Origin of the sequence: Pelomonas nitida (assembly GCF_043555975.1) — a bacterium.
Taxonomy (GTDB): Bacteria; Pseudomonadota; Gammaproteobacteria; order Burkholderiales; family Burkholderiaceae_C; genus Pelomonas; species Pelomonas nitida.
This window is the reverse complement of sequence record NZ_JBIGIA010000006.1, coordinates 1-13,762: the sequence shown is the minus strand read 5'-3', so window position 1 is coordinate 13,762 and position 13,762 is coordinate 1. Positions and strand designations below refer to the sequence as shown.

Here is a 13,762-nt window from a genome sequence, read left to right as displayed (position 1 = left end):
CGGATTATCGGGGACGGCATTCAGCCGCTTTGAGCGCTGCCAGCGGCGCGTTTGAACCCAGGGCCGGCGCGGCCGATCCACACTGGGCCCCATCATGAAACAGCCCACCTTCTTCCTGTCCCACGGCGGCGGCCCCTGGCCGTGGATGGACGGCGACTTCCGCCAGGCGCATGCCCAGCTGGAGGCCTCGCTGCAGGCCGTCCCCGCCTCGCTGCCGGCCCTGCCCAAGGCCATCCTGATGATCTCGGCCCACTGGGAGGCGCCCGCCTTCACAGTGATGACGTCCGCGCGCCCCGGCATGCTGTACGACTACGGCGGCTTTCCCCCGCACACCTACGAGGTGGTCTACCCGGCCCCTGGCGACCCGGCGCTGGCCGAGCGCGTCGTGGGCCTGATCGAAGCGGCCGGCCTGCCCGCCGCGCGCGACGCCACACGCGGCTTCGACCACGGTGCCTTCTGCACGTTGGCGCCGATGTACCCCGAGGCCCAGGTGCCCGTCGTGCAACTGTCGCTGCGCAGCGGCCTGGACCCGGCGGAGCACCTGGCGCTGGGCCGCGCCCTCGCCCCGTTGCGCGACCAGGGCGTGCTGATCCTCGGCAGCGGCTTCAGCTTTCACAACCTGGCGCTGATGTTCAACGGCCGCGGCCAGGCGCCGTCCGTCGCTTTCGACGCCTGGCTGCAAACCGCCCTGCCCGCCGCCGAAGGCCGTGCCGAACGGCTGATGGCCTGGGAACGCGCGCCGGCCGCCCGGCTGGCCCATGCCCGCGAGGAGCACCTGCTGCCGCTGATGGTGGCCGCCGGTGCCGCCGAGGGCGACGCCGCCAGCTGCAACTACCACCAGGCCGACTACCTGGGCGGGCTGACGGCGTCGAGCTTCAGGTTCGGTTGAGGGGCTGCGGCCCGGCCTGCCAGCACGGCGGCCAGAAGCCGCCGCCGCTCAGACGTGGTGCGCCGCCACCGTGCGGCGCTCGCCGATCAGGAAGGCGTCGGCCACGAGCTGGAACGGGCGCCAGTCGACTTCCGACTGCCCCGCCGCGCACAGCTCGGCAAAGCGTGCGTACAGGCGCGGGTATTCGCCCGCCAGCGCCTCGTCGGCCTGCACCGGCTGGCCGTCGATGGCCAGCGTGCCGCCGCCGTGCGACAGGCGCAGCCGGCCGCTGGTCGTGACCAGCTCGATGTCCCAGGTCTGCTCGCCCTTCTGACGGAAGTCGAACTCGGCGTTCACGGCCACACCGGCCTCGGTGCGCAAGTCCAGCTGCGCTGCGATGGGCGCCTGCTGGTTCTCGGGGAAGGCCAGCACGGCCTTGTTGACCACCACTTCCTCGGCCAGCACCTCGGTCAGCACGGACAGCGCGTTGATGCCCGGGTCGAACACGCCCAGGCCGCCCGCGTCGAAGATCCATTGCTGGCCCGGGTGCCAGTGGTGCACGTCTTCCTTCCAGGTGATGGTGCCGCCGGTCAGCGTGCGGCCACGCAGCCAGTCGCGTGCGGCGTCCACGCCGGCCGCGAAACGCGAATGCCAGGTCTGGAACACCGTGCGGCCATGCCGGGCCGCCTCAGCCTGCAGCAAGGCGATCTGCCGGGTCGTGGCCGCCGGGGGCTTTTCCAGCATCACATGCTTGCCGGCGCGCAGCGCGGCCAGTGCGGCGTCGAAGTGGGCCTGCGGCGGGGTGCAGATGGAGATGGCGTCGAGCTCGGGCACCGCCGCCAGCATGGCTTCGACGCTCGTGAAGCCGGGCACCCCGTCCACGCCGGCGTTGCGGCTGGCCGTGGCCGCCAGCTCAAAACGCGGATCGCCGGCCAGCGCCGGAATGTGCTGATCGCGCGCGATCTTGCCAATGCCTACCAAGCCCAACTTCAGTGCCATGCGGTTCTCTGGATTGCAGGCCGCGCGCCACGCGCGCGGCAAAGGTTGATTTGTCCACCGGGCCGGTTGCCCGGTAGCGTTTCCATATTAATGTGCCGGCCACCCGCAACCGCTCACGAACACGCTCATGACCGCCATCCCCGTTCAAGCCCTGATCCAGTCCCTGGTCGCCTGCCACCGCGACGGCAGCCAGCTGCGCGCCGTCGACTGGCAGCACGCCGTGCGCGACGAGGCCGATGCCTATGACGTGCAGGACGGCGTGGCCGCCGGACTGGGCTGGCCGCTCACGCACTGGAAGTCCGGCGGCGCGGGCCCGCTGGGGCCGTTCAGCCATTCGCCGGTCGCCCCCACCGCCGCCAAAACGCTGCTGGGCATCGAGGCGGAAGTGGCGCTGCGCGTCGACGCGCACGGCGCGCCCGACGCCATGTGCATCGCCGTGGAGCTGGTGGCCTCGCGCTGGGTGGAGGGCCTGGCCGCGCCCGCGCTGCTGCGCATGGCCGATTGCCAATCCAACGCCGGCTTGCTGCTGGGGCCCTGGCAACCCTACCGTGCACTGGACTGGGCGAATGTGTCGTGGCAGCTCGCCCTGGCCGGCGACGACGTCATCACGCGGCGTGGCGGCCACTCGCTGGCCGACCCGGCCGGCGTGCTGCCCGCCTGGGCCCGCCATGCGACGCGCGCGGGTCGCCCGATCCAGGCCGGCAGCGTCGTGACGACCGGCGCCTGGGGCGGCCTGCACACGCTCGCCGGCCCCGCCCACGGCAGCCTGAGCTTCGACGGGCTCGGTGAATTTCGCTTCTAAAACCTGAGCGCCGCCCACTGCCGCAGCGGCGTGAACAGCAGCACGAAGCCCAGCACGTTGAGCGCCACGGTGAACCAGAACAGCCGCCTGAAGGCCGGCTTGACGCTCTTGTGCCGCAGCAGCTCCTGCGCCAGCAAGGCACCCGGCCAGCCGCACAGCAGCGCCAGGCCATGCAAGGTGTTCTCGGCGACACGCAGGCCGCCGGTGCGGGCGGCGCGCTTGTCCAGCGCATAGACGATGAAGGTCGCCATGCTCATGGCCGAGTAGGCGCCCCAGGCCGCGTTCGGCAGCCCCCACAGCAGATGGCAGGCCAGCACGAAGCCGGCAAAGCCCGGCACCAGCAGCAGCAGGCGGCCGCGGTCGCGCGCGCTGGGCACCGGCGGCATCGCGCGCATCGCGAGGCTGCGCACGCCCTGCGCGCGGCGCTTGCCCTGGGCGTCGCGCCCTTCCTCGTAGCCCAGGCGTTCGCCGACGTAGGGCCGGTGCGGCCGCAGGCCGAAGGCCTTGATGTGCACGAAGACTTTGTCGCCGCCGCCGTCCGGCGTGATGAAGCCGTAGCCCTTGGCGTCGTCCCACTGGGTCAGCGTGCCCTTCATGACGCGCCTCCCAGGTGGGCCTTCAGCGCCGCGATGGCATGCCGCACCTTGGCCGGCTGGCCCGGGTTGCCGTCCTGGCGCTGCGGCGTCAGCGCCCAGATGGGCAGCTCGGGCAGCGCCAGGTCGGTGTCCAGGCGCAGCAGCCGGCCGGCCGCCACTGACTCGGCCACGTCGTGGTCGCCGAGGCCCGCCAGCCCCAGGCCTGCCTCGCACAGCTGCTGCAGCGTCAACTGGTTGTTGCTGGTGTAGCGCGGCTGCACGGTCAGCGTGGTGCCCATGAGCCGGCGGGGCTGGTCGGTGCCGTCGTGCAGCAGCAGCCAGTCGGCCGCCACCAGCGCCTCGGCGGTGGCCGGCACGCCGTGCTGGGCCAGGTAGGCCGGCGCGGCATAGAGGCTGGTGTGCAGCATGCCGATGCGCTGCGCCACCCAGGGGCTGTCGGGCAGGCGGCCAAAGCGGATGGCGAGATCGATGCGGTGGGCCACCAGGTCGGTGAAGCCGTCTTCCACCTGCAGGTGCAGCCGCAGCCCCGGGTGGGCGGCCAGCAGCGGCGCAAGCGCCGGGCCGATGCGCCGGCCGAAGCCGACGGTCATGGCCACACGCAGCTCGCCCTCCGGCGCGTCGCGCAACTGCACGAGCTGCGCCTGCGCGGCTTCGGCGGCCGCCACCATGGCCGCGCAGCCGGCGTGAAAGCGTTCGCCGGCCGGTGTCAGGCTGAGCTTGCGCGTGGAGCGATGCAGCAGGGTCACGCCCATGTCCTGCTCCAGCGCGCGGATCTGCTGGCTGACGGCCGAGGTGCTGGTGCGCAACTGCCGCGCGGCCGCCGCAAAACTGCCGCAGCGCACGACCGTGGCCAGCACCGCCATGCGTTTGAGCTGATCGAGCATGAAGATTTTCTAAACAGTCCCCATCAAGAAGACCGACTTATCAGGCGATTGTGAAGACCAAACAATAACGCATCCCTCATTCCTCTTTGGAGCCCAGATGAACATCGCCCTGATCGGCGCCACCGGCTTTGTCGGCCAGGCCCTGCTGGAAGAACTGCTGACCCGCGGCCACCAGGTGCGCGCCCTGCAACGCGACCCGGCCAAGCTGACCGCCCGCCCGGGGCTGGAGGCCCGCGCCTTCGACGTGCTGGCCGGTGGCAACCTGGCTGCGCAACTCCAGGGCGTGGACGCCGTCGTCAGCGCGTTCAACGCCGGTTGGACCAACCCCAACCTGCATGACGACTTCCTGCGCGGCAGCGACATCATCGCCACGGCCGCGCGCGAAGCCGGCGTGCGGCTGATCGTCGTCGGCGGCGCCGGCAGCCTGTTCATCGGCGGCCAGCAAGTGGTGGACTCGCCCGAGTTCCCGGCCGATTGGAAGCAAGGCGCGCTGGCAGCGCGTGAAGCGCTGAACCGCCTGCGCGCCGATCAGAGCGGGCTGGACTGGACCTTCGTGTCGCCCGCCTTCCACCTGGAGCCGGGCGCCCGCACCGGCGTGTTCCGCCTGGGCGGCGAATCGCCCGTGTTCGACGCGCAAGGCCAGAGCCGCATCAGCACCGCCGACATGGCCGTCGCCATCGTCAACGAGCTGGAAACGCCGCAGCACCGCCGCGGCCGCTTCACGCTGGGGTATTGAACCCCTCGCCCGGTCGAGCCGGCCTGGGGCGGCCCGGCGCTCGGCCCGCAAAGGTCTCAACGCTCACGGCGCCACCGGCGAGATCCGGAACATCAGCACGCCATGCGGTGCCACGGTGCCGCCATGGCGCCCGCTGACGCCCCGGCTGCGCTGACCCGACCACAGGTCCAGCACATCGGCCTTGAGCCGCGCGGGCAGGTCCAGCAGCTCCCACGCCACGGCCATCTCGGCGGCCTTCTCGCCGCGGTTGAACAGCAGCGCCGCGCGGTCGCCGCCCTGCAGCGTGCGCACCCAGATCTCCTGGCTGCCCTGGCGCCAGACGCGGCGCCCCTGGCGGCCCAGCGGGTCCTGGTCAACACGGATGACCTCGGCGTTGGTCAGGATGCGCCGCGTGTCGGCGTCCATCTTGGCGAGGTCGTTGCCGGCGATCAGCGGCGCGGCAAGCATCGCCCACAGCGAGAAATGGCTCTCGTACTCGGTGGTGGTCATGCCGCCGTTGCCCACTTCCAGCATGTCGGGATCGTTCCAGCCGTGGGGCCCCGCTTCGGCCCAGAGGTCGGCATTCATGTCGACGATGTCCAGCAGGCCGTGGGACCACTCCTTCTTGCCCTGCCAGGCGTCCCAGATGTCGCCCGTGGTGCGCCACAGATGGCCGATCGGCGGTGCCCAGCGGCCCGGCTGGCTGCTGCCCCACTCGCAGATGGAAAGCACGATGTCGCGCCCCGACTCGCGCAGCGCCTTGGCCATGATGGTGTACGCGGCCTCGGGGTTGCGCGGGCCGGTGTAGCACCAGTCGTACTTCAACCAGTCCACGCCCCAGCGCGCGTACTGCCGCGCATCCTGGAACTCGTGGCCGGCGCTGCCCGGGCGGCCGCCGCAGGTCAGCGCGCCGGCGTCGGAGTAGAGGCCGAACTTCAGCCCCTTGGCGTGAACGTAGTCCGCCAGGGCCTTCATGCCGGAAGGGAAGCGCTCGGGGTCGGGCTGGATGTTGCCGTCGGCATCGCGGCTCTTCTGCCAGCAGTCGTCGATGACGAGGTAGGTGTAGCCGGCCGCCTGCATGCCGCTGGCCACCATCGCGTCGGCCTGCTGGCGTATCAACTGCTCGCTGACATTGCAGCCGAACTTGTTCCACGAGTTCCAGCCCATGGGCGGCGTGGGCAGCAGGCGGGGCTTGGGAGCGTCCAGCTTGAGGGTCTCGTGCGGCGCGGCGCCGGCAGCGGCCAGAGCACCGCCAAAGGCCAGCGCCACGAGCACGCGCGGCAGCCAGGTCAGGGTCATGCGAAAACTCCAGTGGTGATCAGACGGTGCCGCGCCGGGCTTCGAGCTCGGTGCGGATTTCGCGCATGCGCTGCTCGGTCAACACGTAGCGCGACACGAGGTAGAGCGCCACCAGCAGCCCGCAGATCGGGATGCCGGACAGGAACACGCGGATCAGCAGCAAGGCCTGCTCGCCCTGCACGGGCAGCTTGGCGTCGAAGCCGGTGAACATCAGCACCCAGCCCGACGCGCCGTTGCCCAGCGCCAGCCCGACCTTGGAAATCCACGACCCGCAAGCCGCGAACGAACCCTCGCGGCGCTGGCCGCTGCCGAGTTCGTCGTCATCGATCACATCGGCCATCGCCGAGCCGTAGATGGTCCAGAACCCGGCGCCGATGAAGGCCACGCCGCCGCTGGCCAGCAGTTGCAGCCAGGGCAGCGCCGGGTTGTAGAAGAACCAGTCGCCCACGAACGCGAAGACGCCCAGCACCAGCGTGACCTGCAAGGCGTTGCGCTTGCCCCAGCGGCGCGCCACGCGGGCCGCGAACGCAATGCCCGCCAGGCCGCAAACCAGCCCAGCCATGCCCATCAACGAGTTCCAGCGCGTGGCTTCGACGATGTTGCCGCCGCAGACGTAGTAGACGGTGGCGTAGTAGCCGAGCAGGCCGACCATGGACGTGGCCATGTTGTAGGCCAGCATGGTGCCCAGCATCTGACGGAACGGCTTGTTGCGCAGCGTGCGGTAGAGCGTGTCCTTGAAGGACACGCGCTGCGGGCCGCGCGCGACGACGCTGCCGTAATAGCGCTCACGCGTCAGCAGGAAGATCACGACCGCCAGCACCACCATGATGGCGCCGAGGATGCTGGTGTAGACCTGGGCACCGAACAGGATGTCGGGCTTGCCGCTAGCGTCGTTGAACCACGCCAGCGTCGTGAACTGCGCGGCGACGAACATCGCCAGCTCCGGGATCTTCTGGATCGCGTTCTTCACCGACATCACGCGGGTGCGCTCGTGATAGTCCGGCGTCATCTCGGCGCCCAGGCTGTTCCACGGCATGTTGAAGCAGCTCATGGCCGGCACGTACAAGCAGGTCGACACCAGCATGAACACGAAATACTGCTGCTCGCTCCAGCCCCGGCCCACGGCGAACATCAGCGGCAGCCCGATGCCCGCCAGCACGCCGCCGACGAGGATGAATGGCCGCCGCCGCCCCCAGCGCGTGCGCGTGTTGTCCGACAGCCAGCCGAACAGCGCGTCGGAGACGGCGTCGACGCCGATCTTCAGGAAGATGACCGTCGAGATCAGGCCCGGCGCCACACCCAGGAAGACGTTGAAGACGTGGAAGGCCATGGACTGGTAGAGCCAGTGCCCCCACATGTCCATGAACGACCCCAGGCCGAAGCCGATTTTCTGCGCGGCCGGCACTCGGTCGGCCCGCCCGGTGGAACTCGGCGCTGCCGCTGGCGATGCCACGCGGTGCGCGAGAGGCGCAGCAGCGCCATCGCGGTCGGCAATCACTCTGTCTCCTTGGCCACCTGGGGCAGCACTTTTTAGTAAACAGAGTGATTCTGGTTTGTCGATGCAACAAACGACAGCGGGAAACACCCGAGGGGCGCTCGCACCGCCCCTGATTCGCCCCGCCCCGGCTCAGCCGGCAGCGCGGCGCTTGCCCGCGCGCGACGGCGGTGGTGCGGGCGCTGCCTGCGAGCTCTCACGCACCACCAGCTCCACCGGCAGCGGCGTGTCGCTCGGCGACTCTTCACCCTCGATGAGTGCCCGGGCCGCGACATGGCCCAGCGCTTCCTTGTCCATCCTGACCGTGGACAGCGGCGGGCGGCCATGCTGCGCAGCTTCGATGTCGTCGTAGCCGACGAAGCGCACATCCTGCGGCACCCGCAGCCCCTGCTCGGCGCAGTACTCCATGGCCGTCAGCGCGGTCGAATCGTTATAGACGAACACCGCGTCCGGCGGTGCCGGCAGCGCGAGCAGGCGCCGCATGGCATCGCGCGCCGCGTCGCGGTAGTCCAGCGACGGGTCCAGCACCACCTCGTAGTCGGGGTCGAACAGGCGGCCCGCCTCGAACAGCGCGCGGCGAAACCCCTTGGCGCGCAGCGACACCGAGTGATGCACCAGCGGGCCGAAGATGGCCGCAATGCGCTGGGCACCGCCTTCCAGCAGGTGATGCGTCGCCAGCCAGGCACCACGCAGGTTGTCGTCGTTGACGCAACGCAAGCCGGGGTAGAAGTGGTCCACCAGCACCAGCGGCAGCTCGCACTGGCGCACCGCCTCCATGGCCTCGGGCTCCAGGTAGCCGGCCACGAGCAGCGCGTCGGCCTCATGGCGGCGAACCTGCGCGGCGATGTCGTCGCCCCCCAGCACCGACAGCAGGCTCAACGGCACGGCGGCCTCGCGACAGGCCGTCTCCGCGCCATGCAGCACGTACGAGTAGAACGGGTTGCTCGCCAGGGAGCCGATGCTGCGGCTGTAAAGGAACAGCACCCGCCGCGGCTTGCCCGTGCGCAGCTTGGCCGTGTCGTAGCCCAGCTGCTGCGCCACCGCCAGCACCTGGCTGCGCGTCTGCTCTGACAGCCCGGGCTGCCCCTTGAGCGCGCGCGAGACGGTGCCGATCGACACCCCCGCCGCCTGGGCCAGCTCCCGAATCGTCACCCCCCGTTTGTCGGCCATGGCCCGAACTCCAACTTCTGTTTAGTGCGCCGCTAGGCACGGCGATTGTGGCATCTGCACCGCCGCGCACGCTGGGCAATGTGCCCCGAAACAGCGGCGCAGAGCCCCGGTGAGGCCATGCGGGATGGCCCTTGTTGTCGATTGTTCACTAAACAATTATCGTGACCACCTGCCCTGCTTGTCTTTGCGTGCCGATGCCCCCCTCCCCGATTGCCGTCCTCGGCGAAGCGCTGGTAGATGAATTCCACGACGGCCCCGTCGCCGGCGGCGCCCCGTTCAACGTGGCGCGCATGCTCGCCACGCTGGGCCTGCCCACTATGTTCATCAGCCGCATCGCCGCCGACGATGCCAATGGCCGGCTGGTGCTGGGCAGCGCCCGCCGCTACGGGCTGGCCGACCATGGCCTGCAGCGCGACCCGCTGCGCGCCACCGGCCGCGTCAGCGTCCACGAGGCCGCCGGCGGAGGCCATCGCTTCCAGATCCACGCCGATGCGGCCTGGGACCACCTCGCGCTCGAACCCGCCCGCGCCGCGATCGACGCCGCGCAGCCCGGCCTGCTCTACCTCGGCAGCCTGGCGCAACGCCACGCGGTCTCGCGGGCCACGATCCGAGCGCTGGCCAAGCGCTTCAGCGGCCTGCGCTTCCTGGACCTGAACCTGCGGCCCGGCGTGGACAACGCGCTGTGCGCTGCCGAGTCGCTGATGCTGGCCGACTGGGTGAAGGTCAACGACGAGGAACTGGCCCGCCTGACGGACTGGTTCGAGGCCGATGGCGACGAAGCCGCGCAGGTGGCTTCGCTGATGGACCGCTTTGCGCTGCAGCGCCTGGTGCTCACGCGCGGCGCGCAGGGCTGGCGCTTCTATGGCCCCGGCGGCGCGGCGCTTGCCGAGGGCGCCGGCGAGGCGCAGCCCCGGCTCGTCGACACCGTTGGCGCCGGCGATGCGTTCACCGCCGTGCTACTGGCCGGCCACGGCCTGGGCCGCGATCTGCCCGCCACGCTGGCGCTGGCCAACCGCGTGGCCGCCTTCATCTGCGGACAACGCGGCCCCCTGCCCACCGACGCCCACGCACTGGCGCCCTGGCGCGACGCACTCCACGCGCTGCCGCCCGGCCGCTGAACAAAAACGGCCGCCGCTCGCTGCCCGCCCGTCGGCAACCGCCCTCACCGCACGCTCCCGCGAGCGTCGCCCCATCCTCCGCCACTGATCACCATGCACCCACCCCACGCCGATACCCTCTCGCTGGCCGACCTCATCGCGCCGCCGGCCGACTCCCCGATGCGCAACCGCCGACTTCTTTCTGGACGCGGTCTCCAAGCGCTGCCTGAGTCAGGCGCTCAAGCCACACATCCACGCTCACGCCATCCTGTGCACGGACAGCTCGGCAGCGATGGCTGCGGCGGCCAGCGAGTTGCGGGTGCAGCACGAGGCGCTGAACCTGAGCGCCGGTGGACGGGTGCGCGGCCCTGGCACATTCAGAACGCCAACGCGTATCACGGCCGCCTCAAGGGCTGGATCGCCCGCTTCAAGGGCGTGGCCACCGACTATCTGGAGAGCTACCTCGGATGGTTCCGGGCGCTGGATCGCGCCAGCAGCAACCGACGCAAGTCCGCGCCATTGCTGGCTTTGGCTCTGGGAATCGAGCATCACTAATTAACGATCAAAGAGCCGTCGCTAGCGCGTTACCTGAGTGAGAGCTGCGCAATCCGAACCTTGGCTGACTGCATCGCCGCAGCTGGAATCAGGTCGGCCAGGCCCAACCATTCCTGAACCGATGCGTAATCGAGCCCCGGCATCACTTCCTCAATGCCAGCCAACGCCACATCGATACCAGCTGCAGCTCTTGCAAGCTGGGTTTCGGCACGCCCGCCAATATCACCGCTTTGCTGACAACTGTCACCGTCCATAGAAGTTTCTATGACGTTGATCTTGAGAGAGACGCGGAAGGTCTTGCCGTTGGCTACAACTTCAAATTTGACGCGGTCAGCACCATAAAAATTACCCTCCGGCAAATATTTAAACAGCTGATATGAAGCCAAAGGGAACTGCTTGCCATTATTTACCCAAATATCATCAACTATTTTTCCATGCGCTGGCGCCGAAAGCACAACCGTGCTTACCCGACCTTCAGGCTCAATGCCATATTTGTACTTCAACACCCCAATAACCGCAACAGCTGGATCCATGTAATTGGAAGCACTTCCGGGCGAATTTATTCTTTTTGGCGAATGCGGATTCTCCACCTCATAACACAAATTTGAAAGCTCAGAATCTATTTTATTGACGATTGCAGGAGAAATTGGCTTAGATGTTAGCTGGACCAACGCAGCATCAACTGGATAGACCGGGTCGGCAGCAGCTATCAAGTGATCTGACAGGCGCCTGATCTGCGGGGGCTGAAAATAAATATGGAAATGATTATTATGAAAACTCTCCGGGCGCACAATAGGTCGCGCACCGTTAGCCAGCACCACTTGATTCACAAACCCCAAGTGCGTCAATGCACAATTACCATCTGGATAACTATTTTTGGCAGTACCAGCACCATCAATAAGCACACCTGAAACAATACTCAACGCCTGCCTACCGCTTCCAAACAGGGCGTTCAATATTGCCGTCCTTGTGTCACCTTTAGCGCCGGCAATGGAATTTGCCAACGTGTCACGTGATCCGTTTGCCCCAGCGATTAACGCAGCATACATACTTGCAAATGCAGAAAAATCTCGATCCTGCCTATTGTTGGCATCATCTACGAATTGAGCCATGAACTTAGCGGCCAATTCGTTTGTCCAGACGCCGGGTCCGTTGCCTGGACTCACATTTCGCACCTCCTGACGAACATTAGCCAGGGCAATATATTGATTTTGGCCTACACCAGAAATACATTCAGATATACCCAGATCCATAGCCATTCCTAAGTCGTGAGAAGCATGTTTATATGGTGTACAACCATGATTTGCGTCAGTGGCACCCGACATTCGAGGATTGGCAGGCGCCGACACAAAACCCGGCACCTGAAGCAACGTCTGGGCAACCATCAGGTCGCGCATCCAGCTCGTCCCATAGCTTGTGAGGTTGGGCTGAACAAAGTGAAGCCCAACAAATTTCGTCAGCCCAGCTGACGGCATTCTCGCGCTCATCCCGATGAATTGTTTGCGAAAACGCTGGGGGTCGTATAACTCACCCCAACCCACCGAGCTCGGCCAGCCGCACCGGGCCGCCGATATCAGCCGGATCCGCCACCCATGAAATCTTCCAGGTGAGGCCAGGGAGTTTAAATGCGCGGCATGCGTTCTCACGTTCGAAGCCATCCCCATTCATTTGCAAAATCACCCCTGAAATAACGAATTTTCGCCCCTTCAGCATGACCTCAGCAACGTAGCCATCCCTTCCGACGTAGCTCTTGTCTTGGATGTATTGATACCGCCGATTGCCATCCACCACCACTTCTCTGATAACACCATGCTGCGGCTGAGTGGTGATTTTAAAAGAACGGTAGTCGCCGGGCTCCACGAGCAACTGCCCCCTGGTGGTCTTGAACATATATACCAAGCTGACCTACGGGGCTCAAATATGTCGGAAAGTCGTCTTGCTGCAAAAGGCGCATAAAAGGCGCACGCGCCGATGACGCTCGCATTAACCTCGGACGGCAAAATTGATTTGATCGACGCGGCATCCACAGTCGACGTGGCCGCCACCAATGCCGCCGACAGGGAAGCACCCAAAGGCTTGAACATGACAGATTACTTATCGAGTATTGATGAATCGTTTTGGCTTGCGATTTCCACATCATGTGGAGCAGAAGATGTCAGCTCGCGTTCATCCCAATGAATTGTTTGCGAAAACGCTGGGGTTCGTATAACTCACCCCAGCCTACCGAGCTAGCCATTTACGCCAATCAACTCCGTCACTTCACAACCAAGCACTTTCTCGATTGCGGCTAGCTGCTCTTTTTCTAGATTCATACGCTCGCTGTGAAGCTCATAATCATTTGCTCTTAGCATCCAATTTACGAAACGTGCAGCTCCTTTAAAGTTCAGCTGCTCCGCCCTAACTGCCTGGCTGCAGCACGGCATTTCGAGAGCTTGCTGGAGCGGTGATTCTGATTCAGATATCTTGGTCTCCATATCGTCCCACCATTCATCGTGCTCGTCGCCTTCAAACCGACTGATGATTGAGTGGCAAAGCGGACACTCAATATTTTCGAAGGCCACGCCAGTATCAACGAGTGTCGGCTTAGAGAAAATGGCCACACGAATCGTGTCGTCAGAGTACGAGATATAGCTCGACAGAAGATCTCTCGCCAAGGCCAGTTTTTCATTTGATGGCGATTGACCAAGTGATGTTGGAACAACTTGCAGCGCAAAAGAAGCCATGACGATTCCTAGGTTAATGGCTGGTTGGTGGACCGGGGCGATTGCATTAGCCTGCCGCCGAATTTTGTGGTGGAGGCGCTGAGCACGGCGTGAGGCCGAACAGGGACTGCAAGTAGTCGTCGCTCCAGCCCATGCGTTTGCGCTTGGTCTTCTGGCTACCCTTGCCGAGGTCCCACTTGATCTGGTTCTGCGCGATACGCCGCAGCGTGGCCATGTTGTGCGGGCCGTGCTCGCGCCGGATCAGGCAGTCGTCCTCGCGGTAGTTCACGTCCAGCACCCAGTGGCAGTCGTTCTCGATCGACCAGTGTGCCCGGATGGTGTCGCTGAAGGCCTGCGCATCCAGCACTGGGGAGCTGATGTAGTAACGCCAGCTCGGCTGGGCCTGCTCGGCACTGCGCGCCCCGAAGCACCCCGAGCGCGCCTGCTGGCGCGCCCGAGTTCGACACCAAACAGCCGTTTCGAGCGTTTTCCGCCAGCGGGTCCATTTGGAATCAACAACTTAGGCGCGCATTGGTCGATTTTCTGTAGTGGCACGTTTGCTTATTTGGTGTGTTGGCAC

General features: G+C 66.2%; 14 protein-coding genes and 2 pseudogenes. 6 read left to right on the top strand and 10 right to left on the bottom strand.

Features of this window, described 5'->3' with window-relative positions; genetic code table 11:
- Positions 1-94: 94 nt before the first annotated feature.
- The gene (locus ACG00X_RS09055; protein WP_394487797.1) at positions 95-889 is read left to right on the top strand and encodes a DODA-type extradiol aromatic ring-opening family dioxygenase; all 795 of its coding nucleotides are present in this window, start codon (positions 95-97) and stop codon (positions 887-889) included.
- A gap of 48 nt (positions 890-937) precedes the next feature.
- Here ACG00X_RS09055 and ACG00X_RS09050 read toward each other — a convergent pair whose 3' ends face one another.
- Complete coding sequence (locus ACG00X_RS09050) at positions 938-1,867, bottom strand: Gfo/Idh/MocA family protein (protein ID WP_394487796.1); 930 nt, start codon at positions 1,865-1,867, stop codon at positions 938-940.
- Positions 1,868-1,994: 127 nt separating this feature from the next.
- On the opposite strand from ACG00X_RS09050, the gene ACG00X_RS09045 reads away from it, so the two are divergent.
- Positions 1,995-2,669, top strand: coding sequence for a 2-keto-4-pentenoate hydratase (locus ACG00X_RS09045; RefSeq protein WP_394487795.1), 675 nt, complete (start codon positions 1,995-1,997; stop codon positions 2,667-2,669).
- Here the strand turns inward: ACG00X_RS09045 and ACG00X_RS09040 are convergent.
- Together ACG00X_RS09040 and ACG00X_RS09035 are read right to left on the bottom strand one after the other, a co-directional pair.
- Positions 2,666-3,265, bottom strand: coding sequence for a DUF1294 domain-containing protein (locus tag ACG00X_RS09040; protein ID WP_394487794.1), 600 nt, complete (start codon positions 3,263-3,265; stop codon positions 2,666-2,668). The genes ACG00X_RS09045 and ACG00X_RS09040 overlap by 4 nt on opposite strands.
- Entirely contained in the window at positions 3,262-4,149 is an 888-nt protein-coding gene (locus tag ACG00X_RS09035; RefSeq protein WP_394487793.1) for a LysR family transcriptional regulator, read from the bottom strand. Before ACG00X_RS09035 ends, ACG00X_RS09040 begins: the two co-directional genes overlap by 4 nt.
- A gap of 97 nt (positions 4,150-4,246) precedes the next feature.
- Between ACG00X_RS09035 and ACG00X_RS09030 the strand changes: the two genes are divergently transcribed.
- Positions 4,247-4,885 carry an NAD(P)-dependent oxidoreductase gene (locus ACG00X_RS09030; RefSeq protein ID WP_394487792.1) on the top strand — a complete coding sequence of 213 codons (639 nt, stop codon included), beginning with the start codon at positions 4,247-4,249 and terminating at the stop codon, positions 4,883-4,885.
- A gap of 63 nt (positions 4,886-4,948) precedes the next feature.
- Here ACG00X_RS09030 and ACG00X_RS09025 read toward each other — a convergent pair whose 3' ends face one another.
- From ACG00X_RS09025 to ACG00X_RS09015, 3 genes are all read right to left on the bottom strand, one after another.
- On the bottom strand, positions 4,949-6,163 hold the full coding sequence (locus ACG00X_RS09025; RefSeq protein ID WP_394487791.1) for a glycoside hydrolase family 27 protein: 1,215 nt from the start codon (positions 6,161-6,163) through the stop codon (positions 4,949-4,951).
- 19 nt (positions 6,164-6,182) lie between these two features.
- Positions 6,183-7,661, bottom strand: coding sequence for an MFS transporter (locus ACG00X_RS09020; RefSeq protein WP_394487790.1), 1,479 nt, complete (start codon positions 7,659-7,661; stop codon positions 6,183-6,185).
- Between the two features lie 129 nt (positions 7,662-7,790).
- Positions 7,791-8,828, bottom strand: coding sequence for a LacI family DNA-binding transcriptional regulator (locus ACG00X_RS09015; protein ID WP_394487789.1), 1,038 nt, complete (start codon positions 8,826-8,828; stop codon positions 7,791-7,793).
- Between the two features lie 194 nt (positions 8,829-9,022).
- On the opposite strand from ACG00X_RS09015, the gene ACG00X_RS09010 reads away from it, so the two are divergent.
- Together ACG00X_RS09010 and ACG00X_RS09005 are read left to right on the top strand one after the other, a co-directional pair.
- Positions 9,023-9,946 carry a PfkB family carbohydrate kinase gene (locus ACG00X_RS09010; RefSeq protein ID WP_394487788.1) on the top strand — a complete coding sequence of 308 codons (924 nt, stop codon included), beginning with the start codon at positions 9,023-9,025 and terminating at the stop codon, positions 9,944-9,946.
- A 163-nt stretch (positions 9,947-10,109) separates the two neighbouring features.
- A pseudogene (locus ACG00X_RS09005) lies at positions 10,110-10,480 on the top strand (IS1595 family transposase); the annotation flags it as partial.
- Positions 10,481-10,509: 29 nt separating this feature from the next.
- On the opposite strand, the gene ACG00X_RS09000 reads toward ACG00X_RS09005, so the two are convergent.
- Both ACG00X_RS09000 and ACG00X_RS08995 read right to left on the bottom strand, forming a co-directional pair.
- On the bottom strand, positions 10,510-11,877 hold the full coding sequence (locus ACG00X_RS09000; protein ID WP_394487787.1) for a hypothetical protein: 1,368 nt from the start codon (positions 11,875-11,877) through the stop codon (positions 10,510-10,512).
- A gap of 130 nt (positions 11,878-12,007) precedes the next feature.
- Positions 12,008-12,370 carry a hypothetical protein gene (locus ACG00X_RS08995; RefSeq protein ID WP_394487786.1) on the bottom strand — a complete coding sequence of 121 codons (363 nt, stop codon included), beginning with the start codon at positions 12,368-12,370 and terminating at the stop codon, positions 12,008-12,010.
- A gap of 81 nt (positions 12,371-12,451) precedes the next feature.
- Between ACG00X_RS08995 and ACG00X_RS08990 the strand changes: the two genes are divergently transcribed.
- Positions 12,452-12,658, top strand: coding sequence for a hypothetical protein (locus ACG00X_RS08990; RefSeq protein WP_394487785.1), 207 nt, complete (start codon positions 12,452-12,454; stop codon positions 12,656-12,658).
- A gap of 50 nt (positions 12,659-12,708) precedes the next feature.
- Here the strand turns inward: ACG00X_RS08990 and ACG00X_RS08985 are convergent, their stop codons facing one another.
- Both ACG00X_RS08985 and ACG00X_RS08980 read right to left on the bottom strand, forming a co-directional pair.
- Positions 12,709-13,203, bottom strand: coding sequence for a hypothetical protein (locus ACG00X_RS08985; RefSeq protein ID WP_394487784.1), 495 nt, complete (start codon positions 13,201-13,203; stop codon positions 12,709-12,711).
- A 46-nt stretch (positions 13,204-13,249) separates the two neighbouring features.
- Positions 13,250-13,633 (bottom strand): annotated as a pseudogene (locus ACG00X_RS08980) (ISAs1 family transposase); the annotation flags it as partial.
- Positions 13,634-13,762: the final 129 nt, after the last annotated feature.